Annotated in this window: 13 protein-coding genes; 1 reads left to right on the top strand and 12 read right to left on the bottom strand. The window is 48.6% G+C overall.

The genetic code is table 11. The features are described from left to right. Positions 1–21 precede the first annotated feature (21 nt). The 5 genes from HQN90_RS16725 to HQN90_RS16705 form a co-directional block, all read right to left on the bottom strand. The gene (locus tag HQN90_RS16725) at positions 22–1,389 is read right to left on the bottom strand and encodes an ABC transporter substrate-binding protein (protein ID WP_173220700.1); all 1,368 of its coding nucleotides are present in this window, start codon (positions 1,387–1,389) and stop codon (positions 22–24) included. A 127-nt stretch (positions 1,390–1,516) separates the two neighbouring features. Continuing rightward, positions 1,517–3,142, bottom strand: coding sequence for a response regulator transcription factor (locus HQN90_RS16720; RefSeq protein WP_173220698.1), 1,626 nt, complete (start codon positions 3,140–3,142; stop codon positions 1,517–1,519). Beyond that, positions 3,135–4,952: a histidine kinase gene (locus tag HQN90_RS39630; protein WP_173220696.1), complete on the bottom strand. Its 1,818-nt coding sequence runs from the start codon at positions 4,950–4,952 to the stop codon at positions 3,135–3,137. The genes HQN90_RS16720 and HQN90_RS39630 overlap by 8 nt, the downstream gene beginning before the upstream one ends. Before the next feature lie 133 nt (positions 4,953–5,085). After that, complete coding sequence (locus tag HQN90_RS16710) at positions 5,086–5,919, bottom strand: carbohydrate ABC transporter permease (protein WP_079415520.1); 834 nt, start codon at positions 5,917–5,919, stop codon at positions 5,086–5,088. A gap of 18 nt (positions 5,920–5,937) precedes the next feature. Further along, positions 5,938–6,873: a carbohydrate ABC transporter permease gene (locus tag HQN90_RS16705; RefSeq protein ID WP_173220695.1), complete on the bottom strand. Its 936-nt coding sequence runs from the start codon at positions 6,871–6,873 to the stop codon at positions 5,938–5,940. A gap of 197 nt (positions 6,874–7,070) precedes the next feature. Between HQN90_RS16705 and HQN90_RS16700 the strand changes: the two genes are divergently transcribed. Next, positions 7,071–8,264 (top strand): MFS transporter, encoded by a 1,194-nt coding sequence (locus HQN90_RS16700; protein WP_173220692.1) that lies wholly within the window; start codon positions 7,071–7,073, stop codon positions 8,262–8,264. A 100-nt stretch (positions 8,265–8,364) separates the two neighbouring features. Here HQN90_RS16700 and HQN90_RS16695 read toward each other — a convergent pair whose 3' ends face one another. The 7 genes from HQN90_RS16695 to HQN90_RS16665 all read right to left on the bottom strand — a co-directional run bounded on the left by HQN90_RS16695 (position 8,365) and on the right by HQN90_RS16665 (position 18,299). Continuing rightward, positions 8,365–10,710: an Ig-like domain-containing protein gene (locus HQN90_RS16695; RefSeq protein ID WP_173220690.1), complete on the bottom strand. Its 2,346-nt coding sequence runs from the start codon at positions 10,708–10,710 to the stop codon at positions 8,365–8,367. Between the two features lie 134 nt (positions 10,711–10,844). Continuing rightward, positions 10,845–11,456 carry a flavin reductase family protein gene (locus HQN90_RS16690; protein WP_173220688.1) on the bottom strand — a complete coding sequence of 204 codons (612 nt, stop codon included), beginning with the start codon at positions 11,454–11,456 and terminating at the stop codon, positions 10,845–10,847. Positions 11,457–11,472: 16 nt separating this feature from the next. After that, positions 11,473–12,081, bottom strand: coding sequence for an alpha/beta hydrolase (locus HQN90_RS16685; protein ID WP_173220686.1), 609 nt, complete (start codon positions 12,079–12,081; stop codon positions 11,473–11,475). Beyond that, positions 12,078–13,031, bottom strand: a complete 954-nt coding sequence (locus HQN90_RS16680) for a ring-cleaving dioxygenase (protein WP_173220684.1) — start codon at positions 13,029–13,031, stop codon at positions 12,078–12,080. Before HQN90_RS16680 ends, HQN90_RS16685 begins: the two co-directional genes overlap by 4 nt. Positions 13,032–13,228: 197 nt before the next feature. Beyond that, entirely contained in the window at positions 13,229–13,672 is a 444-nt protein-coding gene (locus tag HQN90_RS16675) for a MarR family winged helix-turn-helix transcriptional regulator (RefSeq protein ID WP_173220682.1), read from the bottom strand. 1,103 nt (positions 13,673–14,775) lie between these two features. Beyond that, entirely contained in the window at positions 14,776–16,533 is a 1,758-nt protein-coding gene (locus tag HQN90_RS16670) for an ABC transporter ATP-binding protein (RefSeq protein WP_173220680.1), read from the bottom strand. Positions 16,534–16,556: 23 nt separating this feature from the next. Continuing rightward, positions 16,557–18,299 carry an ABC transporter ATP-binding protein gene (locus HQN90_RS16665; RefSeq protein ID WP_246362513.1) on the bottom strand — a complete coding sequence of 581 codons (1,743 nt, stop codon included), beginning with the start codon at positions 18,297–18,299 and terminating at the stop codon, positions 16,557–16,559. Positions 18,300–18,384: the final 85 nt, after the last annotated feature.

The following is an 18,384-nucleotide window of genomic DNA, read 5'->3' as shown; positions in this document are numbered from 1 at the left end:
TCCTCTTGACTATACCAGAAACTACTTCTTAGCAGCATCAATAATTTTCTGTGTGCGATCTTGCGAATTTTTGATCATAGCATCTAGATTTTGCTTATCTAGAATAAGCTTCTCATACTCTTCATTCAACGCTTTATACACGTCGGCTTGATAAGTTGCAGGAGGCACCAATTTAGAAGCTCTTGCATTCGTCAACACCGTAATCAAGGAATCTCTGTCTACCTTCTCTGGGTTTTTGGTGCCTTTGAGGATGGTATCTACAATTTGACCCAGTTGATCGTTTTTAACTTTAGACCAGGATGGGACATACTTCCCTTGCACAAGAATACCATCTGTTGTCAGGTAACGAATAAATTGGTAAGCCTCTTGCGGATGTTTCGCTTTGGCAGAAACCGCATAGAAATCTGTTGTAACCATGGAATAACCGCTTGGATCTGAAGCATTGTTTTTAGGGAATGGCGCTACAGCCGCTTTGAAATTAAGCGGGAACTGGTCGGTACCGCCGATCTCTGAGTTCATCCAGCTGCCGATGACAATCATGCTTGCGCTTTGGTTGAAAAATTGCGGACGATAATTCAGCTTTTGCGAAATCATATCTGTATAAGGCGTCGAGGACTTGTCCACTTTCTCCATTTGGTAGCGCATCTCAACGGATTTGCGGAACAGCGGGCTATCCAAGTTGGACGTACCGTCTGCCTTCAAGTAATCACTGTTGTCTGGTTGATTCGCCAGCGCCAAACGCATGAATTCAAGCCAGCCGCCGCCTTGAGGACCGTGGAAATAAGTACCGTAACGCTTCGTCGGACCGTCGCCTTTGGTCAGCTTTTTGGCATAATCCTGGAACTCCGTCCATGTCCAATCCTTCGGAACTTCCAGACCGGCTTCCTTCAGATGATCGGTGTTCAGCATAACGTACCAAGGGTTGAACTTCCCTGGAAGCGCATAGTATTTGCCATTAAGCTGTGTATCTACTTTATATTCTTCGGACTCCTTGTAGCCTTCTTTGCTGATATAATCATCAAGCGGAGCCACCATGCCGAGCGCAACACGCTGCGCGTACATGCCTGCTTCACTGAACATCATCACGTCCATATCTTCGCCGGATGCTGCGGACAAATCCAGCTTCTTCGCGTATTCTTGCGTATCCCCTTTTTCACTTAGGTTGATGAGGTCAACCTTGATGTTCGGGTTCTTCGTTTGAAAGCCATCGATGATTTTGCTCCAGTTTTGCTGAGCTTCGCTGCCGTAAGCATGAAATTTGATCGTAACCGGCTTCGCTGAAGCTGCTGCTGTCGATGTTGCAGTCGTATTAGGTTTATCTGTACCACAGCCTGCCAACATAGAGATGGTGACAGCCCCACAGATGATGCTTGTTATTGTCTTTTTCATGAGTGACCCTCCGATATTTAGTTTCGCTAAAGCGCTTAACTCTCGTGTACACCCCCATTATAACAAGGGGAATATGTGGAAAGATGACGCGATATTGACTACTATCGACGTTATTTTGACTTCTCTGCTAGGGCTGTCTCGTCGTCTCCGCTAATCCGCGATATTCGAGAGGTGTCATGCCAGCGACGCTTTTGAACATTTTGATGAAATAGCTATGATTATCGTAGCCCAGCGATTCGCCAATTTTGGACACCGCTAAATTCGTCTGATCCAGCAGTTCCTTGGCGCGCTCCACTTTCATCCGATTTACATACTCAATGAACGTTTCCCCCGTCTCTTTCTTAAACAATCGACTGAAATAGCTTGGGTTCAAGAACAGTTGCTCCGATACTTCATCCAGTGAGATTTTCTTGTTCAAATGCAAAGAAACATACTGGCAGGCATCCAACACCTCCGGGCGCTTGCTCAGAACCTTCACATCTTCGGCCACTAGGAAAAAGGAGGAGAAGAAATGAATCATCCATTCTCCCATTTCCTGCAGCGTATCCATTTCAAGCAGTTCTTTGTGCAGGATCTCTACGGAAAAATGGTTCCGAAACAGCTGCATGCTTTTCAGCTTCAGCTTTAAGTCTAGCACCAGCTTTAGAATCCAATCCCTCACCGTCTCCGGCGGAAAACGATTCTCGCGCAAATAGGACATCCATTTCTCGACCATGGGCTGGACCATGCCTGGGTTGCTCTCGATCAGCATTTCCCTAAGTGCCGTGACCGCTTCATCATACACCGCAAATAAATCCTGCCCGGAATAGGCCATGATTCTCCATTTCTCAATCGCTTTGGGCTCCATATAGAACCGCTGCCCGTTAGCCGTTAACAGGCCGTTTAGTTCCTGTTTGATCTCCGATGGAGCAGCACTGATTTTGCCTATGATAAAGGAAATCTTAATCTTCAAGGTTTTCTCCACCGCATGCTGAAGCTCAGCAAGAAGAGGCAGCGCACGATCATAAGGATTGGTCTTAATCCCGCCGGGAGCCGAAATGAAAATGAACGAACGCAGCACATCGTAGGCAAAATGGACTGCTTCCCGCTCTTCGCTGCTCAGTACCTCTTCCATGATGTTATTGAGCGCGAAGCGCAGCACATCGTCACTGACGAACCGCTGACGCGCCAGCCGCTGCCCATCAATATAGCAGGCTACAGGCAAGCAAGTCCTCCCCTTGAGGCTGAACCCGAAGGATTCGGCTTCGCGCATCCAGGAGACTTCATTCAGCACCGGCTCATGAATGGTTGCTCTTAGGAATGTCTCTTTATGCTGCTCCCGATTGCGATCAACGAGATGCCGCAGCTGATTGTGACGTTCCCGGGAATGATATTCTTCATCCAGGCTGATTTTGAACTGCTTCAGCAGCTTTTCCAAATCCTCTGGATTAAGCGTATCCTTGAGCATGTATTCCTGCACATTAAGCTTCATGGCCTGCTGGGCGAAGTGGAATTCATTATGACAGGAAAGAATGGCGACTCGAATAGCCGGATGTTTATCCTTTAAACCACGAATCAGCTCCAAGCCGTTCATGCGGGGCATCCCGATATCGGTCACCACAATGTCAGGCATATCTAAGGCTGCCGCTTCCATCGCTACAGCGCCATTTTCATAAAGCCCGACCAGCTCCATATCCAGCTTCGCCCAATCAATCGCACCGGAAAGCAGCTCCAACACGGGATAGTCATCGTCTACGAGCATCACTTTATACATCTTCCTGCACCTCCTCTTGTTTGGGAATCAGCAAAGTCACAGATGTGCCTACTCCCTCTTCACTGTCTACTTCCATCCGATACGCCTCGCCAAAGGTCATTCGCATTCGTTCGTTCACGTTCGGCAATCCGATACTAGAGAACCCTTTCTTCTTGTCCGGCTCTATGAGTGCTGTCTCTACCGGAAGTGCAAACAGCTTACTCCTTAAGCGTGCAAGTGTGATCGGATCCATGCCTTGACCGTTGTCACGGACACTAATACGGATATACCCTTCATCTAACTGTGCTTCCAACGTAATCGTGCCGGCTTGCTGATTGAAACCGTGAATCAGAGCATTTTCGATGATCGGCTGCAAGAAAAAGCGGGGGACCCGCTCCAAGAACACATCCGCATCAATGTATGTCTCCAGCGTGACTTTCTCCTTCTGCCGCATATTCATCAGCTTCATATAATCCATCACAATATCCACTTCATCGTGCAGCAGAATATAGGCTTTGTCTTGAATGGTCATACGCATAAGCTTGGACAAGGAGCTGATCATATCGGCGCTTTCGCGATCCCCTCTGCCAAGCACCTTCATTCGGATCGAGTTCAGGACATTGAACAAGAAATGAGGATTGATTTGGGCTTGCAGCATATCCAGCTCTGCCTTGCGCTTGCGTGCCTGCGTGTGTGTCACTTCGATAATCATGTCGGAGATGTGATCCAGCATCTGGTCAAACGACTTCCCTAGTCGACCGATTTCATCCTCACCGCGAATGGCGCTGCGCACATGGAGGTTCCCTTGCTGGATCGAGGTTGCTACTTTATCCAGCTTCACGAGCGGCCTTGTGAACGCGCGAATCGCCACCATGAGCAGAATGAAAAATAGGATGAAAGAAACAACCTGAAGCGTGAATACATTTTCGAAAATCCCATTGATGGTTCCCACGGCTTGACTGTAAGGAATAAGCGAAACCAGCTTCCAGCCGTTCATTGGAAATTCCCGCTTGGAGATCAAATAATTCTGATGATCGATTTGGACGATTTCCGGAGACTTGGAGTTCTGCTCCTTCAAATAAGGAAACGCCTCGCCAATCTTCGAAACGTCCGCATGGGACAGGATGCGATCATCCTTATCGAGCAGAATAATTTCCTGCCCTTGGCTCTTCGCTAATTCTTTGAAATAATTGCCGATTTGCCTCTCCAGAATGGTCACCACGATGAACCCATTTTGGCTGGAAAGAGACCTCGCCACCGTTAGTTGATACGGGCTATCCGCTTTATCCTGCAAGAATTGAGTCGGCGACTCGCCAACCCAATACGATTCAATTCCTTTCAAGCTCCGTACTTTGTTAAGCCAGGACTCCTTCAATAATCGAGTTGGATCGTAATCCGATATCCAATAGTTCGTGAAATAGGTCCCATTGTTAAGAAAAACGGTAACAAAACTCTTTTCCCCCGCACTGGTCTCCGCAGCCCCGGTAATCGTCTCCAATTTGATCAAAACCTCTTGCCGGGCTCTGAACTCTTCGTATGAAGGGTTGCTCATGTCTCCGCTTTTCAAACTGAAATCTTGAAACGTCATATTCATGCCCGTGTCATATTGAATGAAATTCAGGATATACAGCATATTTTTGAGCGTCCCTGTCACATGACCGTCCACTAGCTGCAGCGTTTGTTGCGCATTCAAGACCGCCTGATCTTTGACTGCATCCCGAGTTAAATAGTTGTAAATGAACAATGTGAGGAGTGCCGGTATCAAAATACAGACAATTAAGGCCACGGTTAATTTGCCGCGAAACGATTTAATCGAGTATTTGGTCTTCACAGCCCAAGCGCCCCTTTTTACAATGGAATGAATAGCAAAAGAGGAAGCCTCAGCTCTTCCCCTTCACCTCATTATAACCCAATGTTGCGTCGACAAAAAACGACATCCATTGGTTCTCTATTTATTTTTTTGATTAACCCTTAACGCCGCCTAGTGCTATACCTTCAATTACGCTCTTCTGCCCGATAATGAAGATGATTAAGAGTGGAATGATTGCCGACACGGCAGCCGCCATGATCAGCGAGTAGTACTCCCCGTTCAGGGAAGCAAATTTCTGCATCGCCAGCGGAATCGTGAACAATTTATCCGAACGCAGGAAGATCAAAGCATTCTGATAGTCATTCCATGTCCAAATGAAACGCAGAATGGCATAGGTGGCAACGGCTGGACGGACGAGTGGGAAGGCAATTTTCCAGAAGATCAGCCAATGGCCGGCCCCGTCGATTTTGGCTGATTCCAAATATTCATTATGAATACTCATAAAAAATTGACGCAGCATGAACGTACCGAGAACGCTGAAACAGCCGATGAGCACGAGACCGAAGTGATTGTTAAACAAACCAATATTGCGATATAAAATAAATTGCGGAATCAAAATCGCTTGGCTTGGCACCATGTAGGTCGCCAGTACGATCAGGAATAGCCACTTGCCGGCTTTGAATTCGACCTTGGAGAAGCCGTACGCCGCCATCGCGGAAACGACACAGGAAATGAAGGTTGTAATAACTGACACTTTAATGGAGTTCCAGTAGTAGAGGTAAAACGGATTTTTGCCAAACCAGACTTCCTTGTAGTTCTCGATAGCGTTCCAATGCGATGGAATCCACTCGATCGGGTATTTGAACACATCCGTTTCCACTTTGAAGGAGGCCGAGAGCATCCAGAAGAAGGGGAGCAGGAAGATCAGACTGATGATGAACAGAATGATGGTTGCAATCAGCTTTGATGAGTTAAACCGTTCTTTCATGAGAAGTTCCTCCTACGCTTAGTAATTGACCCATTTCTTTTGTCCCGCCCACTGCAGGAACGTGATGAATAATACACAGACGAATAAGATGACAGCCATTGAGGAGGCATACCCTACACGAAGGTTAACAAAAGCCGTATCGTACAAGTACCAGACGATCATGCTCGTTGAATTAATCGGGCCTCCCGAGGTCAGTACGGCGATTAAATCGAACACCTTAAACGTGGAAATAATCCCTGTGACCAATAAGAAAAAGGAGGTTGGCGACAAGATCGGAAGCGTAATCCGGCGGAAACGAACCCAAGCATTCGCCCCATCGATCTCGGCAGCTTCATACAGATCTCTGGGAATGGATTGCAGCCCTGCCATGTAAATAATCATATTAAAGCCGATGGAAATCCACACGGAAATCATCATGACCGAGGACAACGCGAAGGCCGGATCTGCGATCCATTTCGGCGGGTTTGTGAAGCCCAGTGACATTAAGAACTGATTGACAGGACCTGCTGATGGATGGAACAGCACCTGCCATACGACCGCTACGGCAACAACGCTGGAGATATAAGGCATGAAATAGGCCACTTTGAAAAAGCCTTTCCAATATACGTTCTTATTAATGACAATCGCTAATATTAAAGATACGGCCATATAAATGGGCACGGTGAGGACGAAAATGAGATTGTTTTTGAGCGATTTGATGAAAACAGCGTCTCCGAACAGCTTCGTAAAGTTTTCTATGCCAACCCATTTCAAGCCGCTCATTCCCGCAACGAAGTTCCAATCCGCAAAGCTAAGAACGAATGTAGCAATAATGGGGAGCAGTGTCAGCACCGTTACGCCAATCAGCATCGGACTGACGAACAGGAAGCCAGCCAGGTTCTCTTGACGACGGCGGACATTGCGTTTATATCGAATGGGCTTGTCTTGTGTAAGCACTTCTGTTGTTGCAGACATGATATCCTTCACCTCTTACTTGATGTTTGATTGACCTTGTATAGCCTCATTATAGAGAAGGAGAAGAAGGTAAATATAACGTTATTTTGATTTCTTCGTCTCTTATCTTGACCAATTAGGTGCGCTTGACGCAACATGGGTATAGCGCTGCGTATAAGCAGCTAATTAGACTACTTGAGAGGCTGGAAGTCATTGTTATGAGTCATCAGCAAGCAGCAATAGGCCAATCAGCTCCTGCTGGGCGGTTTCCGATTTCTCTTTTCTCTTTAACCGCAGGCGCATTTGCCATTGGCATGACCGAGTTCGTCATTATGGGCCTCTTGCCCAATGTCGCCCAGGATCTGCAGGTCACAATCCCGCAAGCAGGCCAGCTCATTACGAGCTATGCCATGGGCGTAGCGATCGGCGCTCCGATTCTCGCCTTATTCACGAATAAGCTGCCCCAGAAGCTGCTTCTTTGCCTTCTGATGGTCTTGTTTATCCTGGGCAATGCGATCAGCGTTATCGCTCCCACTTATACCATCCTCATGGGAGCGCGGATTGTGACGGCTCTGGCTCACGGGACCTTCTTCGGTGTCGGCGGCGTCATCGCCATGAATCTGGTACGCCCCGAACGTAGAGCCGGCGCCATTTCCGTCATGATGGCGGGGCTAACGATCGCCAATATTATGGGTGTTCCTTTCGGCACCTTCATTGGGCAGCAGCTTGGCTGGCGTGCCTCGTTTGGCGCCATTGTGATCATGGGCATCATCTCGCTCATCGGGATTCTCTTCTTCATCCCGCGTGTACAGCAAGAGAAAAGCGCGGGCATTGTCCAGCAATTCCGCGCCTTAATACAGCTGCTGCTGATGCTGCTAGTAGGTGCTTTGGGAAGCGGAAGCTTGTTCACTGTGTTCACCTACATCACGCCGCTATTGGAACAAGTGACCGGTTTCTCCGAGCATTACGTGGCATGGATTCTCGTTCTATTCGGCTTCGGCGTCACCTTCGGCAACATCATCGGCGGCAAGCTGGCAGACTGGAAGCTCATGCCGGCTTTGCTTGGCAACTACGCGGCGTTAGCCCTTATTCTGATCATCTTCAACTTCACCGTGCATCTCCCGGCAGCCGCTGTGATCACGATCTTCATCTGGGGCGCAGCCGCCTTCGGTATTCTGCCAGGCCTGCAGCTTCGCATCATGACGATGGCTAAGGATGCGCCTATGCTCGCATCGACCTCCAACCATTCGGCCAATAACCTTGGCAATGCTAGCGGCGCTTTTATCGGCGGGTGGGTCATCACCCATATGGGCCTTACCTATTTGCCATGGGCGGGCGCTCTGCTGCCGATTGTTGGGCTAATTCTTGGGCTTGTCAGCTATCGACTCGATCGTAAAGTGAAACAGCGTTAAATCTTGCATCGAGCACAAAAAGACCATAAGTGCCCACTACGAAGTGGCGCTTATGGTCTCTTTGGTATGATGAATGCAGCTTCTATGCTGGCAGATCGGTCTAGCTGCGTGTGATAGGCTCAATTAATTTCAACAATTCATTTACATCCGCCTTATCGAAGGTCGGAATCCCGTCCATATTATACGCTAGCGACATAACATGCAGCACCTGCCACATATCCCAGGGATGATCGTCCGGTGTATAGAAGATCGAAAGGACGGTTTCAGCCGCAACCGTTGCATCTGAACTTGCCGCTTTGATCGCCAAACGATTGAGCCCTTCCGTGAGACGAATCGCTTCACTTTGTCCATTCATGACTCCTATTTCCGCACCCAGCACACCGCTATGCGGATCCTGCTTCCAAATGCGAATGCTGGTATTCGCTTCAGCCGATGTCGGAGCCAAATTAATCGTATCGTTAGGTCCATGAACGACTGTTGCCAGCCAAGGGGCAATTGCCGGAAGTACTTTCTCCTCTGCACCTTGCTTCAGCTGTAATTGAGTTAGAACCGGATGAACCACAACGACTACCTCTTGCGATGTGATCCCATTGGAAATACCCTCGCGTTCATAGATGGCTGTGAAGTGATGAGTTCCAGAACTGACACCCGTCAGAATGATTTCCCCAGCCCCATAGACATCAGCGGTTACTCTAGCCTTCTCCACGCCATTGTCTCTCAATGAAATAGAGCCTGGCTGCCCTTGATCGCCAATCAAGCCGCCAACCGATGCCGTGAATAAGACCCGATCACCATATTGGAAATGAGAACTTGGATGGTTGAGAATGAGCGTAATTCCTTGCGTATTCGGCACAATGACCTGCGACAAAGGAGCTGAAATCTGGGATTGATGGAACGGGTCTGGCACATACGTGGCCTGAATGGATACAGTACCTGGCAGCAAATCAGCTTTAGTGAGCGAAGCATTACCAGCTGCATCCAGCTCAATTTCTGCGTCTGGCATATTGCCGCCGCTGAAAATCACTTTTCCTGTGGGAATCAAGGCTTCCCCATTCCTATTGGCCACATGTGCCGTAAAGGTAATCGGCGTTCCATAATAAACAGCCTCTGTCACCGATTTGGTCATCGTTACACGCGTTGGAATTGGATTGATATGCTGGGTATAGCTGCTTGAGCTCTTGGCAGCATAATTTGCATCTCCTGCGTAACTAGCCATGAACATATGCGTACCAACCGTAAGCTGATCGGTTTCCCAAGTCGCTTTTCCATTCACAAGCGTTAGTCCGCTTGGCCATAGAATCGTGCTGTCAGTTCCCGTAATTGCAACTATACCTTCTGGAGTTGGAAGTCCGGGCGTCGTGTTCGTCACTTGGATCATGAAAGTAACCAAATGGCTATAAACACTTTCATTCGTAGAGGGGGCAACCGTGAGTTCTACTTGAACAGCAGCCTTGGTCACGTACTGGGTGACTGGTGTAGATAGACTCGCTCCATGATTCGCATCTCCGGAATATTCGGCGGTTATGGATAAATTGCCGACTGGGAGACTGGCTGTAATAAGTGTAGCAATCCCGTTGCCATCCAAGTTTACCGGTGGTGAAATAACGCTGCCATTGGCTTTGAAAGTAATCTGCCCTATTGGCGGAAGGTCGCTTCCATTCGTGCTGCTTACATAAGCGGTAAATGTAATTGGCTCGCCGAAGTTCGCAACGGCATTATTTGAACTTAGCGTCGTTGCTGTAGGAATCTTGCTAACCGTATGTATAAAAGGAGAAGCTGTTTGAGCAGCGTGGCTGCCATCGCCTGTGTAACTGGATGTAATCGAATGAGCGCCAGCAGTCAGATTAGGAACAACGATCGAAGCGTGAGCACTGAAATTCTCCAGCTGATCCCAGGTTCGAGAAATGACGTTTCCTTTTTGTCCTTTAAATGTAATTAAACGGGCACTCTTGTCTATGGTAATTCCCTCCACATAGCGATCGCCAGCGATTTTCCACGACTTCACTATTTGGTTATTAGCATCATAACCTATGAGTTGGATTTCTTCCGTATTTTCGTAAAAGCTATACGCCCAAAATGACAGCCCGCCCCATTGAATAACCGGACAATTGCTGCAGGTCAATTTCAAATCTGGTTGAGTTGGTGGAGCAGCTCCCGCCGGTTTATTGACCACGATAGGCTCATCCTCTACCAAGTCTCCCGTGCCAATGAGCGTGGCTCCATCATAAAATGCGACATTTCCCGTAGGCGCCACACCCCCGCCACTAGCGTCCGTAACCGTTGATGTAAACTCGACCCTTCCTCCATAAACGGAAGCCGAATCACCCGTTATCTGATTGGAAACCGTTGTAGCAGCATAAGCAGGTTGATGAAGACTTCCTAGTAAAGAAACGAAGCAGACTAAACATAACCATCTCAAACGATACCGCACCTTGTTCTTGTTCATTGTCATCTTCTCCTTGCGTCTCTAGCTAACTACCTCTTTTGCCTACTATTATACCGAAAATTCAAATAAATAGAATAGAAAAAACCACAATCCCCGAGGGGCTTGCGGTTTCTTCTGAGAACTTCCAATCACCCTCAGAGAGGTCGATCTATGGCAAATTGCTCTCCCAATTTCGCATAGGAGTTGCCCGCCAGCCGACTGACTGGCTTAAGCGCCTGAGCATCAATATGCCCGTTCTCATACAGTGACTCTGCGATGTGAAAGTGCACAACACGCCCAATTAATAAATCGGCAGCAGGCGTGCCGTCTGTTCCGCCTAACGGAATGGCTTGCTCCAGCAAGCATTCCATTCGAATGCTGGCCTCGGCAATGCCGGGGACGGCGATCTTCACGCTTTCTACCGGCGTGAGGCCAGCCAAAGCGACCTCGCTCTCCTCGGGCGGCAGCGCGGCAGCCGCCTGATTGATTTGCTCTATATAGGTTTCATCGGAGATATGAACTACGAAAGCCCCCGTATCTATGGCATTACGCGAAGTGTCCTTGCGCACACCTTGCTTCCTTTGAACCGAGATCGCCACCATCGGCGGATTCGCCGTCACAATGGTGAAATAGCTGTACGGCGCTGCATTAAGCACCCCCTCTGCGGAAAAAGAGGTTACAAAAGCGATTGGTCTTGGAATAATGCTGCCAATTAACAGCTTGTAATTTTCCCGCTCGCTCTGGCTCGAAGGATCAATGGCAAGCATCAGGAATCACCTCCTTTTAGGCAAAATTCGTCTTGTACCACGCAGCGGCTGCATCCACTTCCGAACGTGTCAATTGGTGCCCTGCTTGCTCCCAGTGCACATGCACCGCCGCTCCCGCTTCACCTAGCAGAGCCGTTAGTTCTTCCGTCTCCTGCGGAGAGCAGATGGGATCGTTCTTGCCAGCCCCGATGAAGATCGGCGTGCCGGCAAGATCTGGCAGCTGAACACCTCGCCGCGGCACCATCGGGTGATGCAGAATAGCTCCCCGCAGCGCAGCGGGATAATGGAACAATAGGCTGCCGGCGATATTCGCGCCATTGGAGTAGCCCACCGCTACGACATTCTGCCGATCAAAGCCGTGTTCAACGGCAGCTTGATCGAGGAAGTCGTACACTTCCTTGGTGCGGAAGATGAGGTCTTCCTCATCGAAGATGCCCTCAGCCAGCCTGCGGAAAAACCGCGGCATCCCATTCTCAAGCACATTGCCTCTCACGCTGAGCACCGACGATGTCGGTGAGATTACCGAGGCTAACGGCAGGAGGTCCCGTTCGGTGCCTCCGGTACCGTGAAAGAGCACCAGTACCGGGGCAGCTGCATCCGTTCCTTTTTGATAAATATGCTTCATCGTTGATTCGCCTCCAATACCCGCACCTCAATCGGCGGAAGATTACGCTCAATTTGTGCACGATTCTCCTCGAACCATTCAGGGAGCATCAATTTCTCGCCAAGCGCTTCCGGCTGCTCATCCCGTGCAAAGCCTGGAGGATCCGTCGCAATCTCAAAGAGAATGCCGCCTTCTTCGCGGAAGTAGATCGCGTTAAAGTACTGACGATCTACGATCGGCGTAGGCTGGAAGCCGCTATTTTGCACATGAGTTCTCCACAGGGCATGCTCTGTGTCATCTTTGGCCCGCCATGCGATGTGGTGAACCGTTCCTGCTCCGCCAACCCCATACGCCATCGGAGTCACGTTGATATCAATAACATTGCCTAAATCTCCGAAGGAGGTAAATCTGGCATAAGCACCTTCTTGCCCTACTTTCGTGAGGCCCATCACCTGCTGCAGCAGGTCTGAAGTTTTGTCTGGGGCTGTGCTGTACAGAACAGCTCCGCCAAAACCTTTGATCGCTTTCTCAGCAGGCACACCGCCGAAAGACCATTGGCTAGGCGCTCCGGATTCGCGTTCTACAAGCTCGAGTTTGAGGCCGTCGCGATCCGCGAATTGCAGGTAAGTTTCTGCAAATCTTGAGGTTTTCTCAAAGGCAACACCAAACTGGGTCAGTCGTTCTTCCCAGAAAGACAAGCTGCCTGTCGGCACAGCATACGTCGTGATGCCAACTTGACCGCCGCCGATCCGGCCTTTACGGGAATGTGCCCATGGGAAGAAGGTAATGATCGTTCCCGGACTTCCCATTTCATTCCCGAAGTACAGGTGATAGACTTCCGGGGCGTCGAAGTTAATCGTTTTTTTGATCATGCGGAGTCCTAGAATACCTGCATAAAAGTCTACGGTTTCCTGTGCATTTTGAACGAAAGCCGTTATATGGTGAATCCCAGCTGTTTGATGTTGTGTCATGTGATCCATCTCCTTATTATTTATCATATAGTTATGTCCAGACTGATTTTGAATTAATTGAACAATACGTCAATCGATTAGCTTCCTGCGTCCATCATAGTGCGATGCTTATGTTTTATCCCCTTCATTTTAAGAATCTTTAAATTAAGATATTTATCAAAAGGATAAGCAGTTAGCTCCTCTAAGCGGGAGGATAACTACTTGAATCCATCCTGGGCAAATTTGCCTAACTTCTTCAGCAGTTGACTGGCCAATTTCTTCTCTTCCGTCGTAAGTCCAGCTACTGCATTCTCAATGACTTCCGCATGTTGAGGAAATATGTCTTCAATAAACTGCTTTCCTTGTTCCGTAATTTCAGCAAAAATGAGCCTGCGGTCCTCGGTCGACGTCTTCCGCTTCACATATTCTTTCTTCTCCAGCTTATCCACAACATAGGTGATATTTCCGCTGCTCATTAGCACTTTTCCACCTATTTGTTGAATCGCTTGCGCGCCTTTATGGTACAAAAGCTCCAGAACGCCAAATTCCGTTCGATTCAAACCATGTTTACGAATATCGCGATCCCCATGGGCATTCACCCATTCACTGGCTCTGGAAAGAGCAATATAGAGATCCAAGGAAGCATTTCGTTCTTCGCTCATCTTCGTTCACCTCATTTCTTTGCGATAACATCTTAACTTGTAACATCTTGATTTAAAGATACTTTAATTCAAGATAAATGTCAATGCTTATTTTTTAAAATAAAGGGGCTGTCCCATAAGTAGATAAACCTACTTGAGGGACCGCTTTTTTGACCACAATAGAAAGAATAGGTTTTCGGTTCCCGAAAACGTCTTTCTATTTGGCGATAAAACCTACCTCTAAACGCGGTCGCTCATCTTTGAATGGCCTCGATAGAGGTTTTCTCATTGAATTCGGAGAGGCTCAATCGTGCCTAAATCCAAACTTACTTTTACTTTTCGATTACCTGCAGCCCGGATTTGTACATGATAACCTGACATAAACTGGATATTCTGCGTGTGGTCTTCTTTCATGCGTATGACTATAGTGTCCGGATCTATTTCACTATAGCTGTTTCGGGTTCTGATAATCTCTTGATGAGCCTCCTACTTTCTCTGACTCTTGCTCCAGTTGCTTTCTCTAAACCTGCAATTAGGCATCTTTTTTGCTCTTGGAAGAGCCGCAACGATTAAATTCCTGCGTTTGTGCAGGTTTTTGAGGCTTTTCTCTGGATGATCGGCAGAAAAAGATAAAAATGCCTGCACAATTGCAGGCATTTCCACTTTTTAACCGAATTCGCCCGGGAATTCCTGCATTTTCGCAGGCTTTTACACTTGGGTGAACGGATCTGATCGGGAAGCCCCTTCATTCCACATGAAAGTAATCAACCCCATCATCTATCGACGCTCTCCTACTAAATTGGGCTTATGGGACAGCCTCATCGAACCCGCTCTGAGCCTGCTGAAAAGAGACTGTCGAATAACTTCAGAAGATTTGCCCTGTAATCGATTTGAGAGACAATTAGTCTGTTCAATAAGCAATTTTTGACCCACTAATATAATTATTCGTCAGTCTCGAAAAGGCAGTCTCAAAGGGCGAAGCAGGCAGCATCCCGGTGAAAGCACGCTAAACCAAAATTTCTAGCTTTCCTCTTATTGTACATACGTATCCGCTTGGGAAGCGCATTGACTAGGATACCGCCGCTGCCACTAGTCAAGCTGGTCCTGTAGGCACAAGCTTAGCCTTAGCCTACAGCGGCCGAGCCTTCGCCTTTCTGCAGCTGATACATCTTCGCGTAGCGGCCGCCGAGCGCCATCAACGCCTCATGATTGCCGCGCTCGGCGATCTCGCCGCGGTGCAGCACGAGAATCTGATCCGCATCGCGGATCGTCGAGAGCCTGTGCGCGATGATCAGCGTCGTGCGCCCTTCGCTGACGACCTTCAGCGCCCGCTGGATCAGCGATTCCGTCTCGCTGTCGATGCTGGCTGTCGCTTCGTCCAGAATGAGAATGGACGGGTCGAACGCCAGCGCTCGGGCGAAGGAGATGAGCTGCCTTTGACCGGAGGACAACGTGCTGCCCCGCTCCACCACCTGCTCGTCATAGCCATGCGGCAGCTGCTCGATGAAGCCGGAGGCGCCAACATCGTGCAGGGCGCTTTTTACCCGGTCTAGTGAAATATCTTCATTATAGAGGCTGACATTGAATTTGATATCTCCCGCAAACAAGTAGGGATCCTGAAGAACGATCCCCATATGCTTGCGCAGCGCTTGCTTGGACATCTTCGTGATGTCGCTGCCATCTATCGTAATGGCGCCTTCACTCGGCTCATAGAACCCAAGCAGCAGGTTCATAATCGAGCTTTTGCCTGATCCCGTATGACCCACAAGCGCAATCGTCTCGCCTTTGCGTGCTTCGAACGAAATATGCTTCAGTACGTTCTCCCCTTCTTTATAAGCAAAGGTTACGTTATCGAATTTCACGATACCTTCGGGACGGGCCGTTGTTCGGTCAACTTTCTCTACCTCCTGGCCTTCCATATCCAGAATCGTAAATACTTTGTCCGCAGATACAAAGGCTCTTTGGGCATTCGTCAGTTGATCGAAAATCCCGATAATCGGTTGAAAAATGCGCCCCAGATAATCAATGAAGGCATAAAATACCCCGAAGGAAATCACAGCTTGCAGCGATTCTCGGCCAAAATACCAGATCACCACTGCCGTTACCAAGCTTCCAACCGTCCCTACAATGTTACGTGAAGACAAGGAATAAATACGGAACTGTTTGACCTGATTGACATAACGGTCCTTATTCAGGACCTCGAACTCTTCCAGCGTCACTTTCTCTCTGCGGAAAGCTTGGATGATCGGCATGACAACGATGGATTCATTGATCATCGCATTCATATCGCTAAGCCGCGCGCGCATGATGGTGATAAAGATTTTGGAATACTTCAAATGGATCGACATGATGACCACGAAGATCGGCGGCAATACTAAACAAAAAGCTGCCAAATGCCAATCCAAAATGAACAATGCCACAAAGATCCCGACTAATTGCATCATACTGACGACGAATGTCGCCATGAAGCTCATGAACAAGTCGCGAACTGCTTCGGTATCATTGGCAATACGCGATACGACCTGACCGATCGGCGTATTATCGAAATAGCGCAGCGAAATGCGTTGAATATGGCGCATCAAGTCCATGCGCATGTTCTTGATGATTTGCAGCGCCGTCGATTGCAGCAAGTATCCTTGCGCGTAGTTGCAGATACTCGCGAAGAGCAGCAAGCCCATGTATAGGCCTAGCAGCTTGAGAACCGGCGCCATTTGGCTGATGCCAGGTGTGAGATGCTGATCAATAATGGTCTTCGTGATATATGGACCGGCTAACTCCGCGCCAACTGCGCAGCACAGAATTAGCAGAGCGCCAATAATTCTAAATTTATAGACGAGTGCGTAAGCAATAAGTCTTCTCGTCGTGGATGGTTTTTGGTTCATCGAATCCTCCTCTCTTCCGCTCGTCATTCTTCCAGGCTCGCTTCCATCTGTTGGCGTTCCCATTGCTCACGGTACCAGCCGCCGAACTGCATTAGCTCTTCGTGGGTGCCTTCTTCGAGAATTCGTCCTTCGTCCAGAACGAGGATCCAATTGGCATGACTCACAGCAGATAGACGGTGAGTGGTGATCAGCGTCGTTTTGCCCGCACGCTCTTTGCGGATGTGCTGAAGAATGCGGCTTTCCGTGCGCGCATCAACAGCGGATAAAGAGTCATCGAGCAGCAGAATCTCTGAGTTGATGAGGAGCGCTCTGGCAATAGCCAAACGCTGCTTCTGGCCGCCGGACAGCATGACGCCATTTTCCCCGACAATGGTCCCCAGACCTTCGGGCATTTGGCTAATATCTTGCGTGAAAGAAGCCATCTCAATAGCCCGGGCAATCTCTTCTGGCGAAGCATTGTGCTTGCCAAGCGCTACATTGTCTCTAATGGACTTGGACAGCAGGAGGTGCTCCTGCGGCACGTATGCCACCCAGCTTTTCACCTGATCCAGACTGATTTGTTCAATCGACTGACCGGCTATGAGCAGCTTGCCCGGCTCGACGGGGAATTGGCGCAGCAATTGTTTGAGCAGTGTGCTTTTGCCGCTGCCCGTGCGGCCTACAATGCCTAACGTCTGCCCGCGTTCCAATTGGAACGCAATGTTGACGAGACTCGGATGATTGGCAGTCGGGTACGTGAAGCTTAGCCCTTTCATTTCAATTCGCTCCGGCACATCTACGGAAATCGGCTTCGCCACATCGACAATATCGGCTTCCTGCTTCAAAGCCTTATCCAAACGGTCCGCCGAGGCACTTCCGCGCTGCAGAACATTAATAAACTCCCCGAAGGAGATCATCGGCCAGATCAGCATACCGAGGTAAATATTAAAGGAAATAAGCTGTCCCAGCGTTATCTCTTGATGAAAGACAAGATAAGAACCATAACCGATACCAATCGAGTAGCTTAGCCCAACGATCAGCGTAGTGAGCGGCTGAAAAAGCGTATTCAGCATAGAAACCCGGCGGTTCTTATTCATAACGTCGGACGTTACTTTATCGAAAGCCGTCAAGTCATGATCCTCTTGGACATAAGAACGAAGGACACGAATGCCGGAGATCGACTCCAGCGCATGATCATTCATTTGGCCAAAAGAAGCCTGCGCCGCGAGGAAGCGTGTTCGCACGCTTTTGCCCAGCTTATTGATGACAATCACTAGAATAGGAAGCGGTATAAGCGCAGCCAGCATCAGCTTGTAGCTAATTAACGAAACCATCGTGATAATGACCACGGACGCCCCGACCAGCGTGTGAACAAGCGTCATCACCCCATAACCAGCGGTCTGGCCTATTGCAAGCACATCATTCGTAGCCAGAGCCATTAGCTGACCCGTGCTGTTGCGTTGAAAGAAGGCTGGTGTCATTTTCGTCAGATGCGTCAATAAACGACCTCGAAGCACCTTCTCAATGAGTGCTGAATTGCCGAACAGCGTCGTAATCCAGACGAACGTAATTACATACAGGAACAAAGATAAACCTACAAGAATGAGAACGGTTTGATTCAGCTGGGGGGACGTCAAATTCCCGCTGCGAATATGATCAATGGTATTCCCTATTAATTTCGGGGGGACTGTCGCCAATAAATTCACACAAATCATTAAGCTAACAGCAAGCAGATAGTATTTCCATCTTTCTTTGAAAAACCACTGCAGTTTAATGACAAAAGACAAGCTTTCCACCTCTTTCCATACTCTTTCCATTTTACATACGTATTGATTTTATCGGTTCAGTTGAGGGAAGTCTACATCTTATCTG

It is taken from the genome of Paenibacillus alba (assembly GCF_013204855.1).
Classification (GTDB): Bacteria; Bacillota; Bacilli; order Paenibacillales; family NBRC-103111; genus Paenibacillus_E; species Paenibacillus_E alba.
Note: the sequence above shows the minus strand (reverse complement) of the source record. Positions and strands in the feature narration are given on the sequence as shown.